A 16,846-nucleotide genomic window follows, 5' to 3' on the forward strand; every position below is an offset into this window, starting at 1 on the left:
TGGAGGAAGGAAATGACCACGCCCGATGCCATCCGCCGCTTTGTCGAAGCTACCAACGCCGGCGACACCAAAGCTTTCCTCGAGACGTTCACGCCCGATGCCTTCCTGAGCGACTGGGGCCGGTCCTTCAAGGGCCGCGAGCAGATTGCGCGCTGGAACCAGTCGGACAATATCGGCGTGCAGTCCAAACTTAGCATCATTCGTATCGAACCGGCGGGCGATACCTACAAGGTGCGCATCGCTGTCACAGGCAACGGCTTCAACGGCGAGGGCGACATGGCATTCACCGTGGACGGCAACCGCATCTCCAGCCTGGTGATCAGCTGAAGGATATTTTGAGGGCCCTTTAGGCCACCTCGCCGCCACGGCCGCCGTTGCTCGCGCGGGACTCATTGGCTTGATGCCAAAAACATGACTATGTTTATCATCTTTTAGTGGAAACGCCAGGCCGGCTGTGGCATGCCGCAAAGGCGCCGACGTCCAGGGCGATCTCGAATTCAACGGCATCGAAAGGCTTAGCGATGGAGCAATTGAGTGCGCAAACCCGGATCAGCGGTGCCGCCATCCGGTCGGTGATGGACAGGCTGCGCGCCGAGCATGGCGAATCCGAGATCGATACCGGCCTTGCCGATCATTGGGAATTTCGCACGCATTACGGCTCGTTGAAGGCGACGCTCGGTGACGACAACGTGCTGATCCGCGTCGCGGCCGAGGATGAAGCCTGCCTGTCCTACATGAAGATGGCGGTCGCCGGCCATTTTTCGCAACATCTCGGCACGACCAGGGGCATCGCCTGGCAGGGCGACGGCAGCGATGCCGGCACGCCGGTGTTCTTCCGCGAGATCACGGTGCTGTCCTCGACGCGGATTTCTCCGCATATGCAGCGCGTCCGCTTCACCGGCAACGATCTCGGCCGCTTTGGCCGTGGCGGCCTGCATGTGCGGCTGCTGCTGCCGCCGCGCGGCAGGCTGCCGGTGTGGCCGTCGATGGGCGCCGACGGCCTGATGGTCTGGCCGTCGGGCAAGGACGCGCTCGTCGTGCGGGTCTACACGATCCGGGCACTGGACGCCGCAAGCGGCTGGCTGGATGTCGATTTCGTCCTCCACCCCGGTATAGAGACGCCGGCGGCCGCTTTCGCCGAAAAGGCAGTTGCCGGCGAGATCATCGGCATGATCGGACCGGGCGGAGGCGGCGTGCCCGAGGCGCAAAACCTGCTGCTGCTCGGCGACGACACCGCGCTTCCGGCGATCGGCAGGATCCTGGAGCAGCTTTCGCCGTCAACCCGCGCCGAAGCGTTCATCGAGGTCGATGGTCCCGACGATCGGATGCCGCTGGCCGCGGGCGAGGCCGTTGCCGTCACCTGGTTCTATCGGCATGGGCGCGAGGCCGGTACAGCCAGGCTGTTACCGGCGGTGCTGCAGCAGCGGAGCCGGACCGCGCTTGCCGACAATCTCTATGTCTGGGCCGGATGCGAGTTCGGCGATTTCCGCGAGATCCGCAGGATCGTCCGCAAGGAATGGGGTGTGCCGCGCGACCGGCACCTGGTCACCGCCTACTGGCGCCGCGGGGCGCAAGCGGCGGACGGCAGCGAAGAATAGCGCGCGACGATGCTCCGCGGTCAGCCGCGGTCGGATACGAAGGCGATCGCCGGTGCGGCCAGAAGCGCGACGAGGCCGGCGCCTGCGAAGAACGCGCCATAGCCGAAATACTGCGCGGCGTAGCCGGCCGCGATCCCGCCGGCCATGCTCATCAGTGCGTCCATGCACTGGAACAGCGTGAAGTCGACGCCCGCCTGTCTTGGATCTGACCAGCGCATGAACTGCGCGTAAAGCGCGACGAAACCGAGAGCCATGAAGCCGGACGAGCTGAGCACCGCGATGGCCATCAAAGCGGTGGTCGAGAAGCCACCAAGAAAATCGAAGACCGAAAGGAAGAACAGCGATCCGGCCTGCAGGAAAAGCGCCAGGACGAGCACGTTGCGCGGGCCGAACCATTTGACGAGAGCGCCGCCGGCGAGTGCGGCAGCCAGGCCGACGAACATGCTGCCGACGCCGTTGACAAGTCCGACCATCGAGAGGTCGAGCCCGGCGTCGATCAGGAATGGTCCGAGCATGGCGAGTGCCGCCTTCTGGGCCAGGACATAGATGGCCGACGCTGCCAGGCCGCGCCGAATTTCGGGACGCTTCAACGCGTCGAGGAGGCTGGGAACATGCTCGCGCGTCTCCTCGCGCGCGCGGCCGGCCGCGCCGAGCAGGAAGGGGAGGCCGAGCGGCAGGAGCAGCAAGGCCATCGCCCAAACGGCGATGCGCCAGCCATAAGCGTCGACCAGAAGCAGAAACAGGCCGGCGCCGATGGCCGAGCCGAGATAGGCGCCGCCGACCTGCGCGGCATTGCCCCAACCGTGGTTTTCCCTGGCCAGGCTCTGCACGGCGAAACCATCGCAGGCAATGTCGACCGTCGAGGCGGCGAAGGCGACGATGGTCAGGCAGGCCAGGACCGGCCACCAGGCCTCCGGGCCGAGCGCGCCGACGGCCCACAGCCCGGCGATGGACGCAAGTCCACCGGCGGCGACGATCGTGCCGGTGCGGTTCTTGCCGACCGGCGGCAGCCGATAGCGCTCGACGGCCGGCGCCCATAGAAACTTGAGCGCCCAGGGCAGCGCGATCAGCGAAACCAGGCCGATCCGGTCGAGCGGCAGGCCCTGGTCGCGCATCACCGCCGGCAGCCCCGCCCAGGTGATGCCGCCGATCACACTCTGCGCGACGTAGAGCCCGCCGATCGCCAGGACGATCGCGGCAGGCGTCGATGCCCGGCTGGAAACGGCGATCGACATCAGAAGCGGTAGCGCAGGCTGGCGAACAGCGAGCGGCCCTCGTCGCGGTAGCAATAGCCGGCCGAGCAGATGGGTTTTTGAGTGTCGAACAGGTTCTTGGCGTTGACCTGCAGCTTCACGCCCTCGAGCTTGGGGTTGCGGTAGCCGAAATCGTAGGAGAGCGAGGCGTCGACGAAGGCGCGCGCGTCGTTCTTGAAGGTGTTGGTGTCGTCGCCATAGCTCGAGCCGGCAACGCGAACGCCGCTGCCCAGCCCGAGCCCCTGCAGCGTGCCGTCCTCGAACTGGTACTGCCCCCAGAGCGACAGGATGTGATTTGGCGTCGCCGACAGTTCCTTGCCTGCGGTTCCCGTGGCGCCGCGTTCGATTTTCACGCGCAGATAGGTGTAGGAGGCGAGTATGCTGAGGCCGTTGTCGAGCGAGGCGCTGGCTTCCAGTTCGACGCCGCGCGAGTTCAGGTCGAGCTGGCGCTGCTTGTTGATCCCGGTCGAGGCGTCGAAGACGACGCCATCCTTCTGGTCGATGTCGAACAGAGCGGCGCTGACGGCGGCGTTGTAATCGGCAAACTCGTATTTGACGCCGATTTCCTTTTGCGTCGCGATGGTCGGACGGGCGACGCGACCGATCGGACTGCTGACATCGTCATAGACGAAGCCGATATTGGGCGAGAACGACGTCGAATAGTTGACATAGGGCGTGATGCCCCATTCGGTCTGGTAGGACAGGCCGAGCCGGCCGGAAAGGGCACTGTCGTCCTGCTTGGACCTGGTGAAGTCGGCGGCGGTCGAGGTGGTGTCGGCCCAGTCGTAGCGACCGCTGGCGAACAGGGTGAAATCGTTCCACTCCATCTGGTCATGCAGATAAGCGCCGAGCTGGTTCATCTCCTGCCCGCCAGAGTAAGGAACCGGAGCGGCCTTGATGTCACCGACGGAAACGTAGGAGATACCGCTGCCGGCGTCATAATTCGACCAGGCGTAGTCGATGCCGGCTACCGCCGTATGCCTGACCTGGCCGGTATCGAATTCGAACTGCGCCATGTTGTCGACGACGAAGTTCTTCATGGTCTCGGTGTAGTGACCCCAATAGCGTTTCAGATCCACGCCGTCCGGGTAATGACCGCTATATTCGATGTCGCTGTCGACGGCGCTGTAGCGAAGGTTCTGCCGGACCGTCAGCACGTCGTTGAAACGGTGCTCGAACTCGTAGCCGATGCGGCCCTGGGTCTGGTCGAAGTCGTTCCAGGCGGGATCGCCCTCGTAGAGGTTCGTCAGAGCGCCGCCTGAATTGTAGAAGGCAGCGGTGCCGCCGGTGACGGATTTCGAATATTCGCCGAGGATGGTCAGCTTGGTGTCCTCATCCGGCTTGAAGGTGACTGCCGGCGCCAGATAGATCTTGTCGTCGGGATAACCGGGCAGGTCGGTATCGCTGGTGCGGCCGAGGCTGGTGAAGCGGTAGAGGATGCTGCCGTCGTCGTTCACCGGGCCGGAAGCGTCGAGTGCGGCCTGGAAGCGATTGTGTGCGCCGAGCAGCATTTCGATTTCGCGGAACTGTTCTTCCTTGGGGCGCTTGGTGACCAGATTGACGATGCCGCCCGGACCGCTGATGCCGTAAAGCGAGGAGGCCGGACCCTTCAGGATGGTGACGCCCTCGATGCCGTAGGGCTCGGTCTTGAACCAGGCCGAGGGGCCGTTGTACTGGCGCAGCCCGTCGCGGAACATGCCGTTGTAAAAGGCCTGGAAGCCGCGCAGGAAGAAGGCGTCGTAGCGGGTGTCGAAGCCGAAGCTGTTGGGATTGGCGCTTGCGACATAGCCGAGGGATTCGTTCAGCGTGCGTGGCTTCTGGTCCTCGATCTGCTTTTGCGTCACAACCGAAACGGCTTGCGGAATCTTGACCATCGGCGTATCGGTCTTGGTGCCGATGCGGTCCTTCTGGGCGACATAGCCGTCCTGCACGAGGATCTCGTCGCTCTCGGCATCGACCTCGATCTTGTTGAGAACCGTGACGCCGCCCTGATCCTGGGCGTGAGCCGGCCCGGACAGGCCGAGCAGGGCAACGCTGCCCGGCAGTGATAACCCCAGGAGCCATGTCATCGTCCGTTTCCGCATCAACTCGTCTCCACTCTTCCGTACATTGACGGAAGGGGCTCTCAAATCTGAGTATTTGCGTCAAGTTATTTTTTGAGCTCGTGCGGGTGCTGGCCCGATACGGTCGGCGACAGCAAAGTGCGACCGGTTTCAGGAAAACCAGCTGCCAATCAGGGAGAGGCGAGCTGCTATGGTTTGAGGCTTCTCGCCACCAGCCGCGCCACGCTTGGGCCGACCAGAAGCACGATCAGGAAGCGTGCCGATTGCAGCGCCATGACGAAGGAGATGTCGACATGCTGTGCGGCGGCGGCGATGATGGCGACGCTGTCCATGCCGCCGGGGCTGGTTGCCAGATAGGCGGTCAGCGGATTGATGCCGAGCAGGCGGCTGATCAGGAAGGCGAGGCCGCCGCAAAAGACGATCAGGGCAATGATCGAGCCGACGATCTGCGGCAGCGCGCGGGCCGCGTGGCGCAGAATGGCCCTGGTGAAATTCAGGCCGATGCTCCAGCCGATCATCGTATAGCTCAAGGCAAGCAGCCAGGGCGGCAACTGCATGGTCACGCCGAGCCCGAGATGGATCACGGTGCCGAAAATGAAGGTGCCGAGGAATAACGGCGACGGCAGCCGGAAAAGCTTTCCGGCGAGGCCGCCAACCAGCGCCACGCCGAATGTTGCGGCCAAGCCTTGCGGGTCGATCGGCGGAAACCAGACGATGCCCGGCACCTCGATGCCCGAGGTGTCGACCCAGAGCTTGGCCACCAGGGCTGCCGTCATCGAGACGCAGATGACGCGCAGATACAGCATAAAGGCGACGAGGCGCTGGTCGGCGCCGAAGGCACCGGCCATCAGCACCATGGCGGTGGCGGCGCCCGGCGACGAGCCCCAGACCGCGGTGGTGCCGGGCAGGATGCGCCAGCGGCTGATCAGCCAGCCGAGCAGGCTGGATGCCGCGACCGTCGCCATCACGACGCCAAGGAACAGCGGCCATTCCCTGTAGAAGACGGGAAAGATATCGGCCGAGATGGAACTGGCGACCAGGCAGCCGACGACCGCCTGGGCTGAGCCGAACAGAACCCGCGGCACACGCACCGTGGCGCCGTTGGTGCCGGCAGCTATGGCCGCCAGCATCGGTCCGATCAAGAGCGCGGCGGGCAGGGCGGCGAGCTCCAGCGCGCCGGCAAACAGCACCGAGACCACCACCAGGACGGGCCACTGCCAGGCCTTGTGGATCCGCGCCAGGTGCTCGATGGCCGGCGGGTTCGGGGAAGAATCCATAGATGGGCTCTTAGACCGGTCGCGAAAAAATGCGAACCCTTTTTGCGCGGAAAAGGGCTTGGGTGGTAATGGCACCAACCATCCGCAGCGATCCTTCGCGCCCCCCTCTGGCCTGCCGGCCTCTCCCTCTAGTGGGGAGATTGGATGTCACGTCGGCCTTCGCCAATCTCCAAAAAAGAGCGCTGTCGGCGAAGCTGCCAATCTCCCCACTTGAGGGGGAGATGGCCGGCAGGCCAGAGGGGGCGCTGTCCCATAGGCCTCTCCCTCTATCCCGCCTTCACCGCCGGCAACCCGAACCCGCCAACAGGATGCGTCTCCACCTGGAACTCGAAGCCGGCGATGATCGGCCGTGCCTTGGCGATTGCCGCCTGGACTTCGGGCAGCTGCAGCGAAGCCTTGTGGCTTTCGGCGTCGGTCCACACTTCGGTCACCCAGATCGCGTCGGCATCGGCCGGGTCGGTGGCGATGATGTAGTTCAGGCAGCCGGGCATGGCGCCGGTGCTGGCGAGCAGGATATCCATCATTGCGTCACGCTGGCCGCGCATCGCCCGCATCTTGCCGATCAGTCCGTACATTCGCTTTGCTCCGTTGAGATGACGCAACCAGGAGTATGCAGTTCGCCGTCTACGGCATCAACTGCCCGCCATTCACCTCGATCACCTGGCCGGTGATGTAGCCGCTCAACAGATCGGAGGAGAGGAACAGATAGGCGCCAACGCAGTCCTCGGCGGTGCCGGCGCGGCCCTGCGGGATGGTGGCGATCATGCCCTTCATCTGGTCGTCGGTCGAGTAGCGCTCGTGGAAAGGTGTCGCGATCGTGCCGGGCGCCACCGCGTTGACGCGGATGTTGAACCCGATCAGCTCCTTGGCCATGCCGCGCGTGACGTTGGAGACGAAGGCCTTGGCCGAGCCGTAAAGGCCGGCGCCGCCACCGGCGCCGTTGCGCGCGGCGATCGAGGAGGTGTTGACGATGAAGCCACCCTGCCGCTTCAGCCATGGGATTGCCTTGCGCGAAGCTGTCAGCACGGAACGCGCGTTGAGGTCCATCACCGCGTCGTAATGCGCCTCGGTCTGCTCGGCATAGGCCACGCGGCCGAGCATGCCGCCGGCATTGTTGACGAGGCCGTCGAGCCGGCCGAAATGTTGCGCACTGTCCTCGACGACGCGCTCGACATCGGCGGGGATCGAGAAATCGCCCTGGGCGAGGAACACGTCGCCGCCGCCGTTGCGAATGGTCGCGGCCAGGTTTTCGGCAGCCGCGCGGCTCGAATTGTAATGCAGCGCGACGCGGCATTTCTGCGCGGCATAGGCAAGTGCAAGCGCCGCGCCGATGCCGGTCGAGGCGCCGGTGACCAGGACCGCCTTTCCGGCAAGGTCGGGGATGACCAGAGAGGGGCTGACAAGGGTGGTGGTGGCTGGCACGTCTATTCCTCCGGGGACTCTGCCTGCTCTTCGTAAGCCTTCGCAGTCCTCGCGTTCAAGTCCGTAAAAGTCTAGAGCGGTTCACCGTTTCACGGAAACGGCGAACCGCTCCCTCTTTGTCTTGACGCAATTCCGGACGGAAAACCGTTTCACGCTTTTCCTGGAATTGCCCTATGGCCTGAGATAGGCGTAGCCCTGGCGTTGCAATTCGGCGAGCTTGACGACGCCGCCCCTGTCGGCTGCATGGAAGCCGTCGAGCAGGTCGGCCAGGCCGATATCCATGCCGTGCATGGTGTTGGCGCAGGCGTGCGGGCTGAGCCCATCCTGGACAAGGCCGGCGAACCGCCCGGAAATGGCGGCCGATATGCCCTTCGACTTGAAGGCGGCAAGTGCCGGGCCGTGCACGACAAGCGCGATGTCGACCTTGCCGTCGGTGCCTTCGAAGTGGTTCTTGATGTTGCCGAGCACGAAATTGACCTTGTCGAGATCGCTGAGGTGATAGGCGACCTTTTGCCTTTCCTCTTCGACGGCCTTGACTTCAATGGCTACCGCCTTGGTGGGGCGCAGCCCGAAAAGCCCGGCGGCCCCGGCAAGACCGACGCGGAAAATATCGCGGCGTCGCATGGCTTTATCTCCATTTATCCGGCCGGCGCAAATTGCGTGGCCTCGGCCTCGATCCTAGCATAAATTGAAGCGACGTCTTGTCGGGGCAGGGGGAGCCAGCATGATATCAAGGATCGTGATGGGCGCCGGAGTTGGGGTTGCCTTGCTTGCTGCCGTCGCCGGCTCTGCTTTCGCCGATGACAGGCTCAAACTCACCGAGCTCAGCCCCGACGGCAAGGACGCCTGCTTCGGCCGCGTCTATGACGCCGCGCATCTCAAGTCGCATCCGCAGCAGAAGGTGACGCGCATCTTCTTCTATTACGGCCGCGATCCGGTCAGCCGGCCGAACGAGGAGCCAAGCACCGGCGTCGATTCCTCCTACAATGGCTTCATGGCGACGACGGTGCGCGGCGCCAAGGCGCCTGAATGGCTTGGAGGCTGGTGCAGTCATGAGTCGGAGGACGGCAAGACCGGCCCGATCCGTTGCGGCATGGACTGCGACCGCACCATGGCTTCGCTGAAGGTCGACGACAAAGGCCGGCTGATCGTCTCGGACGTGCAGCCCGACCTCTATCTCGACGCCGGCTCGGAAGACGAGCTCGGCAAGGCGGAGTACGAAAGGCAGGCGCTGGGCAAGGACGATACCGGCTTCAGGCTCGACCCGATGCCGGCCGCCACCTGCAAGGCGGAGTTCGCGCGCATCGACCCGATCGACCCGGCACTTGGCCCGCCATTGCGCGAGCGGCTGAAGCCGGACCAGCCCTTCTGCTACGGACGCGACTACGACGCCGGGCATCTCGGCTCGCATCCCGACCAGCTGACCCAGTCGATCAGGGTTTTCCGCGGAGCGGTCGAGCTGGCGTCTTTCGCCAAGGAGGGCGATCCGGCCAATTGGCCAAGCGGCGCCGATATCGCCGTTTCGGTTACCACGCGGCAGAAATCGGCCAAGGTCACGCAGGTCTATAATTGTCAGGGCGAGGGCGACCAGTGGCGCTGCGCGGCGAGCGCGAAGACGGGTGCTGCGTCCTGTGACATCGCGCAAAGGGAGGTCTTCCTTCGCCGCGGCGCCAACGGCACGATGATGCTGGCCAACCCGAACAGCGGCCTGCCGATCATCGATCTGTGCTCGAAAGTGGCGGAAGGCGACACCAGCTCCGACGACAAGGTCTACCGGCTGGAGCCGATGCCGCAGGCTGCCTGCGGGCTGTAGCAGTTCAGAGACGCGATGCCGGCGGGACAGAGGGGGTGCTGTCCCGCCGACCTCAAGGTTTTGGATGGCGGCGTCCCGCTATCGCCTCACGCGAACGGCACGGCTGTCGTGCCTTTGGGCAGTTTCGCTTCGTCGTCGGGTTCGACATGGATGATGACCCGCACGGAAGGGATTTCGGCCTGCAGCGCGTCCTCGATGCGGTCGCAGATGACGTGGCTGGCGCCGACCGACATGTCGGCGTCGACGACCAGGTGGAACTCGATGAAGGTGGCGCGGCCGGCGATGCGCGTCTTCAGGTCGTGGACCTCGAGCGCGCCCTTGCAATTGGCCGAGATGATGTCGCGTATGCGGATATGTTCCTGGGTGTCGACGGCGCGGTCCATCAGCCCGTTCATCGACGAGCCGATGACGTGCCAGCCCTGCCACAGGATGTTCAGCGCCACGATTACCGCAAGAGCCGGATCGAGAACCTGCCAGCCGGTCAGCACGGCGCCGACCAGGCCGATGAACACACCGAGCGAGGTCGCCACGTCGGTCATGATGTGCCTGCCGTCGGCAACGAGAGCCGGCGATTTTTCGCTTCGGCCGGTGCGGATCAGCGTCAAGGCCCAGACGGCGTTGATGACCGTTGCGACGCCATTGACGGCAAGGCCGGTCCATGGCTTTTCCAGCAGGGCGGGATGCTGCCAGGACCACCAGACCTCGTTGAGGATCAGCAAGGCGGCAAGCACGATCAGCACGCCTTCGAGGACGGCCGAGAAATACTCGGCCTTGTGGTGACCGAACGGATGGTCCTGGTCGGCTGGCTTGTAGCTGACCTGGATCGCCCAATAGGCGGCGGCAGAGGCAATGACGTTGACGATCGATTCCAGCGCGTCCGAATAAAGCGCGACCGAACCGGTGACGTACCAGGCCACCAGCTTCAGGCCGAGCACGACGCAGGCGACGACGATCGACCAGAAGGCGAGGCTGGCGACCTTCTGCCTGGCGGCGGCTTTGATTTCCGCCGCGGTCACTGGGGAAAAGATCCCAACACTGAGCCCTCGAATTAAGCGGCCTTTTCCTTGGCCTTGCGCGGCAGGTGCGCGACGATGTTCTCGATGATGCGCATGCCGGCATTGTGGCCGAGCGTCATGATCGACTCCGGGTGGAACTGCACTGCGGCGATCGGCTCCTTGCGGTGCTCGAAGGCCATGATGATGCCGTCCTCGGTCTCGGCGGTGACGACAAAACCATCGGGCAGCCGCACCGGATCTGCAAAGATCGAATGATAGCGGCCGACCGTCACCTCCTTGGGCAGGCCGGAGAAGATGATGCCCGGCTTCGACACGCGGATGCGCGACGGCTTGCCATGCATCGGGATGTGCAGTTGGCGCAGCTCGCCGCCATAGGCCTCGGCCAGCGCCTGCAGCCCGAGGCAGACGCCGAAGATCGGCAGGTCGCGCGCACGGGCCCGCTTGATGGTGGCGGCGCAGTCGAAGTCCTTCGGCGTGCCGGGGCCGGGCGAGAGCACGACCAGGTTTGGCTTCAGCCGGTCGAAGATCTCGTCCGGCACTGGTGTGCGCACCGTCGAGACATTGGCGCCGGTCTGGCGGAAATAGTTGGCGAGCGTATGGACGAAGGAGTCCTCGTGGTCGACCAGCAGGATGTTGACGCCGTCGCCGACACGCGCGGTGCTGCGTTCGGTGCTGGCGGCATTGCCTGATTTGGCGTCGCGGATGGCGGAGAGCATGGCGGATGCCTTCAGTTCGGTTTCGGCTTCTTCTTCCTCGGGAATGCTGTCGAAGAGCAGCGTGGCGCCGGCGCGCACCTCGGCGATGCCGTCCTTGATGCGAATGGTGCGAAGCGTCAGGCCGGTGTTCATGTCACCGTTGAAATTGACCATGCCGATCGCCCCGCCATACCAGGCGCGCGGGCTCTTCTCGTTCTGCTCGATGAAGCGCATGGCCCATAATTTCGGCGCGCCGGTGACGGTGACCGCCCAGGCATGCGACAGAAAGGCGTCGAAGGCGTCCATGCCTTCGCGCAGCCGCCCCTCGATGTGGTCGACGGTGTGGATCAGGCGGGAGTACATTTCGATCTGGCGGCGGCCGATGACGCGCACCGAGCCCGGCTCACAGACCCTCGACTTGTCGTTGCGGTCGACGTCCGAGCACATGGTGAGTTCGGATTCGTCCTTCTTCGAATTGAGCAGCTTCAGGATCTGCTCGCTGTCGGAGATGGCGTCGTCACCGCGCTTGATGGTACCGGAGATCGGGCAGGTCTCGACGCGGCGGCCGTTGACGCGCACGAACATTTCCGGCGAGGCGCCGATCAGATATTCGCCCTCGCCGAGATTGATGAAGAAGGAATAGGGCGAAGGGTTGATGCTCTTCAGCTTGCGGGAAATCTCGGAGGGCTGGGTTTCGCAGCGTTCGTAGAACATCTGCCCCGGCACCACTTCGAACAGGTCGCCGCGCTCGAAGCTCTTCATCGCCTTGCGCACCAGCTTGGCATATTCGCCGGGCTCGTGGTCGCCGCGCGGCGGGATGCGGTCGGCGGTCCTGAACGGCTCGACGATTTCGTCGCGCGGCAGGCCTTCGGTCGAGAAGCCATCGCCGGAATAGTCGTAGCGGTCGGTCCAGGCCTTGGTCGAATAGTGGTCGACGACGAGGATCTCGTCGGGCAGGAACAGCACGAGATCGCGCTGGCTTGGCTTGCGCTCGAGCTTGTAGTCGACCGGATCGAACTGGAAGGCGAGGTCATAGCCGAAGGCGCCATAGAGGCCGAGATTGGCGTCTTCCTCGGTCTTGAACAAAGCCGTGATGGCGCGCAGCACGGTGAAGACGGAGGGTACGCGGCTGCGTTCCTCCTCGGTGAAGACACGGCCGGGCTTGGCGACCTCGAGGCGGATGAGTTTCTGCGTTGTCTCCGCGATCGTTACGTCGTCAAGACCGGCAAGCGCCTTGCCGATCACCGGCAAAAGCACCTGGCCACGGCTGTTCAAGGCCTCGATGCGCATGGCGCGGCCGTGTGCCGAGATCACCAGCGGCGGATCGATGATGGCGGTGTCCCAGCGCGTATAGCGGCCGGGATATTCGTAATTCGAGGAAAACACGGCGCCGCGGCGCGAATTCAGGCCATCGACATAGCCGTCGATCGCCCCCTCGTAAGGCCGGTCATGGCGCTGGCGGGTAATCGCCACGCCACCCGCCGTGACGAAGCGCTCGGCGCCATTCTCCAGAATTTTCGTCGTCATTGCCGTCTCCATCAGCGTCTTTGGGGCAACGGACCCGGGAATGGCTTGAAAAAACAAATGGCCGCCCGGACATTCCGCTGCGGCCACCCTCTATTGTCACGCGAACGCGTTCGAACAGGCCGCTGTCAGCGAGCCCACCACTAAATGGTCTTGATCGAGCGCATGTTCATGGCGAAATCCATAGCCGCGAAAAGCGGTATGCGCAACAGGTTTGAAAGTCTGTGGGGTGGCTGCCGCTTTCGCAACCCAGCACATGGCCAAGACCGGCAGTCCTGCCTAGACTCTGTGTTGCCCTGGCGCATGTGCCGCCGCGCCAGAGGCTTGCCGAACTCGGCGTCGCCCGCGTGAGCCATGGTCCGGTGCCGTACCGGCAGATGGCCGAATGGCTGGAGGCCAGGGCGCGACAGGCGATTTCGGGGTAGCCTGGCGGGGTGCGTCAGTCCTCCAGCGTTCCCGACCTTGCATCGGCGCTCGTCCCGTCGCCGACCAGCTTCAAGAGGTCTTCGCCGGCGCGGATGATGCGGCGGGAACGCCGCGTCAGGATGAGGCCCGCCTGCGGCGCCAACACTTCCGTGCGGCCGTCGGGATCGCCGGGCGCGTGGACGATGGTGGCAAGGCGCGCACCCTTGGTGACGCGGTCGCCCGGCTTCACGTCGTAGAGGATCGCGCCCGAGCGGGGCGCCGGCATCATCTCGATGTTTTCGAGCGGCGCGACGAGCCCAACGAAGCTGCCAGGCGCGCGCAGCGCCTGGTCCTGGATTACGCCGCGCGCCACCAGCAGCCGATAGAGCCCTTCGGCATCGGCGCCGGCGAGGGCGCCGTCGACATCGAGTATGCCGCGATATTCGACGGTGGTGGCGACGCGCCGGTGGAGGCGCGCCACGTCGGCCGGGACATTCTGATACGGCATGATCGAAGCGCCTTCGAAGGTGCCGTCGGGGTCTTCGTCCCACAGCATCACCGCATCGACGCCCATGGCCGCTGCACAATCCGCCATGGCCGGCCACAGGCTGGTGTGGACGTAGAGATAGGCGAGGCCTTCATCGTCGCAATGCAGGTCGAGCACGATGTCGTGGCCAATGGAGAGCTGCAGCAGCCGCGTCTTCAGCCGCTGGTCGACCGTGCCGTGCGCCGGCAGCAGCGTGAGGTCGGGCGCGGCGAGCCGCGGAAAGCCACGGTTGAAATTGGTGCGCGTGCCCAGATGAAAGCGGCCCTGATGGTCGCCGTAGAGATATTGCGCGCGGCCGATCGGATTGGCCCAGGGCACGATGGTCATGTTGCCGGTGATGCGGCCTTCGGCTTCCGCCTTGCTGAGCATCGGCATCAGCGTGTCGATGGCGACGACACCCGGCAATTCGCCGGCATGAAGTGCCGCCTGCAGATAGGCGGAAGGCGCCGTCTTGTCCGTTCCGGCGAAGCGGAAAACGGGGAATTCGTAGGAAACGCCTTCGCTGTCGCCGGCGACGCGTTCGATGGACTTCTGCATGGGATGCCTCCGGGAGAAGAGGCGGAACACATGCCCTTTTGCCGCTGGGCTGTCGATTGGTCCAGTCGCTGCCGCTATGGGCGCACGATTCTACCCGGCCGTTACACCAGCGGCTTGAGTTCCTGGGCGATGGTCGGCAGAAGCTCCGAGACGTTCGGGTGGATGTGCACGGCGCGCGCCAGCGTGCTGACCGGCGCCTTGGCATACATCAGGTCGAGCACGCAGTGCACCGCCTCGTCGCCGCCCGGGCCGAGCACCGAACAACCGAGGATCTCCTTGGTGTCGGCATCGACCAGGATCTTCATGAAGCCTTGCGTCTCACCTTTTTCGACGGCACGGCTGACGCGGGTCATTGGCCGCTGGCCGACCAGGGCGCGGCGGCCGGATTTCCTTACCGCGGCTTCGGTCATGCCGCAGCGGCCGAGTGGTGGGTCGATATAGAGCGCATAGGCCTCGATGCGGTCGCTGACCTTGCGCGGATCGTTGTCGAGCAGGTTGGCGGCGACGATCTCGTAATCGTTGTACGAGGTGTGGGTGAAGGCGCCCTTGCCGTTGCAGTCGCCCATTGCCCAGATGCCGGGCACGCTGGTGCGCAACTGGTCGTCGACGACGATGAAGCCGCGTTTGTCGACCTCGACGCCGGCTTTGTCGAGGCCGAGATCGTCGGTGTTTGGCGTGCGGCCGAGCGCCAGCAGCACATGCGAGCCGACCGCAGCCGCCTTGCCTGGCGAGAAGGTCACGGCGATTTCGTTGCCTCGCCTGGCGAAGCGGATGTCGTCGGCGCCGAGATGGACGGCAATGGCTTCGTTTTCGAGGATCGACAAAATGGCGTCCGAGACATCCTCGTCCTCGCGACCGATCAGGCGCGGGCTTTTTTCGATGACCGTGACTTCGGAACCGAAGCGGCGGAACATCTGCGCGAATTCGAGCGAGACATAGCTGCCGCCGACAACGATGAGATGGCGCGGCAGCACGTCGAGATCCATCATCGAGGAATTGGTCAGGTAAGAAATGCCGTCGATGCCAGGCAGGTCGGGCACCGAGGCGCGCCCGCCGGTGTTGAGGAATATCTTTTCGGCGCTCAGCAGATCGTCGCCGACGCGCACCGTGTTGGCGCTTACGAAGCGCGCATGGCCGCGATAGAGCGTGCATTTGTCCATGCCGGCAATCCAGTCTTCGAGATTGCCGCGGGCGCCGTTGGAGACCTTGTCCTTGCGCGCCTTGATCGCCTTGTAGTTTACGCCGACGGGACCGGACAGCGTCACCCCGTAATCCGCGGCCGAGCGGGCGAGATGCGCGGCATAGGCGCTTGCCACCATCGTTTTGGTCGGCGTGCAGCCGGTGTTGACGCAAGTGCCGCCGACCAGCTTTCGCTCGATCAGCGCCACGCTCATGCCGGCCGCATTCAGCCGGCCGGCGAGCGGTGGGCCGGCCTGCCCGGCACCGACGATGATGGCGTCGAATGTCTTTGCCGTCATGCCGCCGCCGCCGCGATCAGAAGCCCGCCGACGATCGCCACCGCGTCCTCGATGAAGGCGGCCGGCGGGTCCTTGCCGAAGGCGGCGGCCAGGCGTTTACGCGCCTCGGCGCCGCCCAGCGTGCCGATCACCGCGCCGATGGCGCCGGCGATCAGGCCGCCGATGGTGGCGCCGCCGGTCGCGCCGATCACCGCGCCGGTGAAAGCGCCCAAGACGATGCGCGTGCCGAATTGCTGCGGCACCTTGCGGCTCGGCGCCGAGGGCAGCTGGTCGGTGACCAGTTCGGCGATGGCCAGGATGGTGAAGATGCCGACGGCGATCCAGTGGCCCATGAAGCTCGCCCAGGTGTCCGCGACCGGCAACCAGCCAAGCCAGGCGCCCCAGGCGACGGCGGCGGGCGCGGTCATGGCGCGAAGCCCGGCAACGATGCCAATCAGGAGTGCAAAAATGTACAGCATGATTGATCCCCTCGATGGCCGGCTTGGGACAGGTCCGAGAGAGCAAGCTACCATAGGTCCGGTATTTGACCAGAGGTGGTGTCGCCGCCGGCGCTTCCGCATTTGCAGCACTTGTGCTTTGGCAAAGATTGAGACTGGAGTTGCGGCCATGGCCGAAAGCGAACGCACGAAAATGGCGGCGGGCGAGTGGTATTGCTGCCTCGATCCGGAACTGGAGGCGTTGCGCATCACGGCGCGAGACGCGGTGTTCGAGCACAACAGCCTGCCGCCCCGGCAGCGTCGCGACATCGGGCCTGGATTGCGGACGCTGCTCGGCGCTGCGGGCGAGGGCGCCCGGATCGAGGCGCAGTTCCACTGCGCCTATGGCTTCAACATCTTTCTCGGCGACCGCGTTTTTCTCAATGCCGGCTGCACCATTCTCGATACGGCGCCAGTGCGCATCGGCAAGGGAACGCTGCTCGGCCCCAATGTGCAGATCTATTGTGCCGAGCACCACAAGGAGGCTGCCGGGCGACGGGCAGGGCTGGAGATCGCCAAGCCGGTCGAGATCGGCGACAATGCCTGGATCGGCGGCAGTGCCGTCATCCTCGGCGGAGTCAGGATCGGCGATGGCGCCGTCGTCGGCGCCGGTGCTGTGGTGACGCGCGACGTCGCGGCGAACACCACGGTGGTCGGCAATCCGGCACGGGTAATCAGCAACAACTGAGCACCGTGCTTCTGTCGCCGGTCACGTCCTCGTTCTGATGGACATGGGGGCGGC

15 protein-coding genes are annotated in these 16,846 nt (G+C 64.8%); 4 read left to right on the forward strand and 11 right to left on the reverse strand.

The features are described 5' to 3' along the window. Positions 1 to 12 precede the first annotated feature (12 nt). Both NKH04_RS10850 and NKH04_RS10855 read left to right on the forward strand, forming a co-directional pair. Positions 13 to 327, forward strand: coding sequence for a nuclear transport factor 2 family protein (locus tag NKH04_RS10850; protein WP_352770872.1), 315 nt, complete (start codon positions 13 to 15; stop codon positions 325 to 327). Between the two features lie 194 nt (positions 328 to 521). Beyond that, positions 522 to 1,598 carry a siderophore-interacting protein gene (locus NKH04_RS10855; protein WP_353044342.1) on the forward strand — a complete coding sequence of 359 codons (1,077 nt, stop codon included), beginning with the start codon at positions 522 to 524 and terminating at the stop codon, positions 1,596 to 1,598. 20 nt (positions 1,599 to 1,618) lie between these two features. On the opposite strand, the gene NKH04_RS10860 is transcribed toward NKH04_RS10855, so the two are convergent. The 6 genes from NKH04_RS10860 to NKH04_RS10885 all read right to left on the reverse strand — a co-directional run bounded on the left by NKH04_RS10860 (position 1,619) and on the right by NKH04_RS10885 (position 8,237). Beyond that, positions 1,619 to 2,833 carry an MFS transporter gene (locus NKH04_RS10860; RefSeq protein WP_352918117.1) on the reverse strand — a complete coding sequence of 405 codons (1,215 nt, stop codon included), beginning with the start codon at positions 2,831 to 2,833 and terminating at the stop codon, positions 1,619 to 1,621. Continuing rightward, complete coding sequence (locus NKH04_RS10865; protein WP_352918115.1) at positions 2,833 to 4,920, reverse strand: TonB-dependent siderophore receptor; 2,088 nt, start codon at positions 4,918 to 4,920, stop codon at positions 2,833 to 2,835. Before NKH04_RS10865 ends, NKH04_RS10860 begins: the two co-directional genes overlap by 1 nt. 182 nt (positions 4,921 to 5,102) lie before the next feature. After that, the gene (locus tag NKH04_RS10870; protein WP_352918113.1) at positions 5,103 to 6,191 is read right to left on the reverse strand and encodes an AbrB family transcriptional regulator; all 1,089 of its coding nucleotides are present in this window, start codon (positions 6,189 to 6,191) and stop codon (positions 5,103 to 5,105) included. Between the two features lie 266 nt (positions 6,192 to 6,457). Beyond that, on the reverse strand, positions 6,458 to 6,766 hold the full coding sequence (locus tag NKH04_RS10875) for a putative quinol monooxygenase (RefSeq protein ID WP_352450553.1): 309 nt from the start codon (positions 6,764 to 6,766) through the stop codon (positions 6,458 to 6,460). A 49-nt stretch (positions 6,767 to 6,815) separates the two neighbouring features. After that, positions 6,816 to 7,613, reverse strand: coding sequence for an SDR family NAD(P)-dependent oxidoreductase (locus NKH04_RS10880; protein WP_352450552.1), 798 nt, complete (start codon positions 7,611 to 7,613; stop codon positions 6,816 to 6,818). 171 nt (positions 7,614 to 7,784) lie between these two features. Further along, complete coding sequence (locus NKH04_RS10885) at positions 7,785 to 8,237, reverse strand: DsrE family protein (protein ID WP_352770880.1); 453 nt, start codon at positions 8,235 to 8,237, stop codon at positions 7,785 to 7,787. Positions 8,238 to 8,337: 100 nt separating this feature from the next. Here NKH04_RS10885 and NKH04_RS10890 point away from each other — a divergent pair, with 100 nt between their 5' ends. Then, complete coding sequence (locus NKH04_RS10890) at positions 8,338 to 9,426, forward strand: hypothetical protein (RefSeq protein WP_352918111.1); 1,089 nt, start codon at positions 8,338 to 8,340, stop codon at positions 9,424 to 9,426. 86 nt (positions 9,427 to 9,512) lie between these two features. On the opposite strand, the gene NKH04_RS10895 is transcribed toward NKH04_RS10890, so the two are convergent. The 5 genes from NKH04_RS10895 to NKH04_RS10915 form a co-directional block, all read right to left on the reverse strand. Beyond that, positions 9,513 to 10,442, reverse strand: coding sequence for a cation diffusion facilitator family transporter (locus NKH04_RS10895; protein WP_502896420.1), 930 nt, complete (start codon positions 10,440 to 10,442; stop codon positions 9,513 to 9,515). A 32-nt stretch (positions 10,443 to 10,474) separates the two neighbouring features. Beyond that, positions 10,475 to 12,664 (reverse strand): anthranilate synthase, encoded by a 2,190-nt coding sequence (locus NKH04_RS10900; protein ID WP_352540981.1) that lies wholly within the window; start codon positions 12,662 to 12,664, stop codon positions 10,475 to 10,477. Positions 12,665 to 13,100: 436 nt separating this feature from the next. After that, positions 13,101 to 14,150: a M14 family metallopeptidase gene (locus NKH04_RS10905; protein WP_352918109.1), complete on the reverse strand. Its 1,050-nt coding sequence runs from the start codon at positions 14,148 to 14,150 to the stop codon at positions 13,101 to 13,103. 101 nt (positions 14,151 to 14,251) lie between these two features. After that, the gene (locus NKH04_RS10910) at positions 14,252 to 15,628 is read right to left on the reverse strand and encodes an FAD-containing oxidoreductase (protein WP_352743322.1); all 1,377 of its coding nucleotides are present in this window, start codon (positions 15,626 to 15,628) and stop codon (positions 14,252 to 14,254) included. Beyond that, positions 15,625 to 16,086 carry a DUF4126 domain-containing protein gene (locus tag NKH04_RS10915; RefSeq protein WP_352450545.1) on the reverse strand — a complete coding sequence of 154 codons (462 nt, stop codon included), beginning with the start codon at positions 16,084 to 16,086 and terminating at the stop codon, positions 15,625 to 15,627. The genes NKH04_RS10910 and NKH04_RS10915 overlap by 4 nt, the downstream gene beginning before the upstream one ends. 148 nt (positions 16,087 to 16,234) lie before the next feature. Here NKH04_RS10915 and NKH04_RS10920 point away from each other — a divergent pair, with 148 nt between their 5' ends. Beyond that, positions 16,235 to 16,792 carry a sugar O-acetyltransferase gene (locus tag NKH04_RS10920; protein ID WP_352918108.1) on the forward strand — a complete coding sequence of 186 codons (558 nt, stop codon included), beginning with the start codon at positions 16,235 to 16,237 and terminating at the stop codon, positions 16,790 to 16,792. Positions 16,793 to 16,846 lie beyond the last annotated feature (54 nt).

Source organism: Mesorhizobium sp. M1365 (assembly GCF_040317865.1).
Taxonomy (GTDB): domain Bacteria; phylum Pseudomonadota; class Alphaproteobacteria; order Rhizobiales; family Rhizobiaceae; genus Mesorhizobium.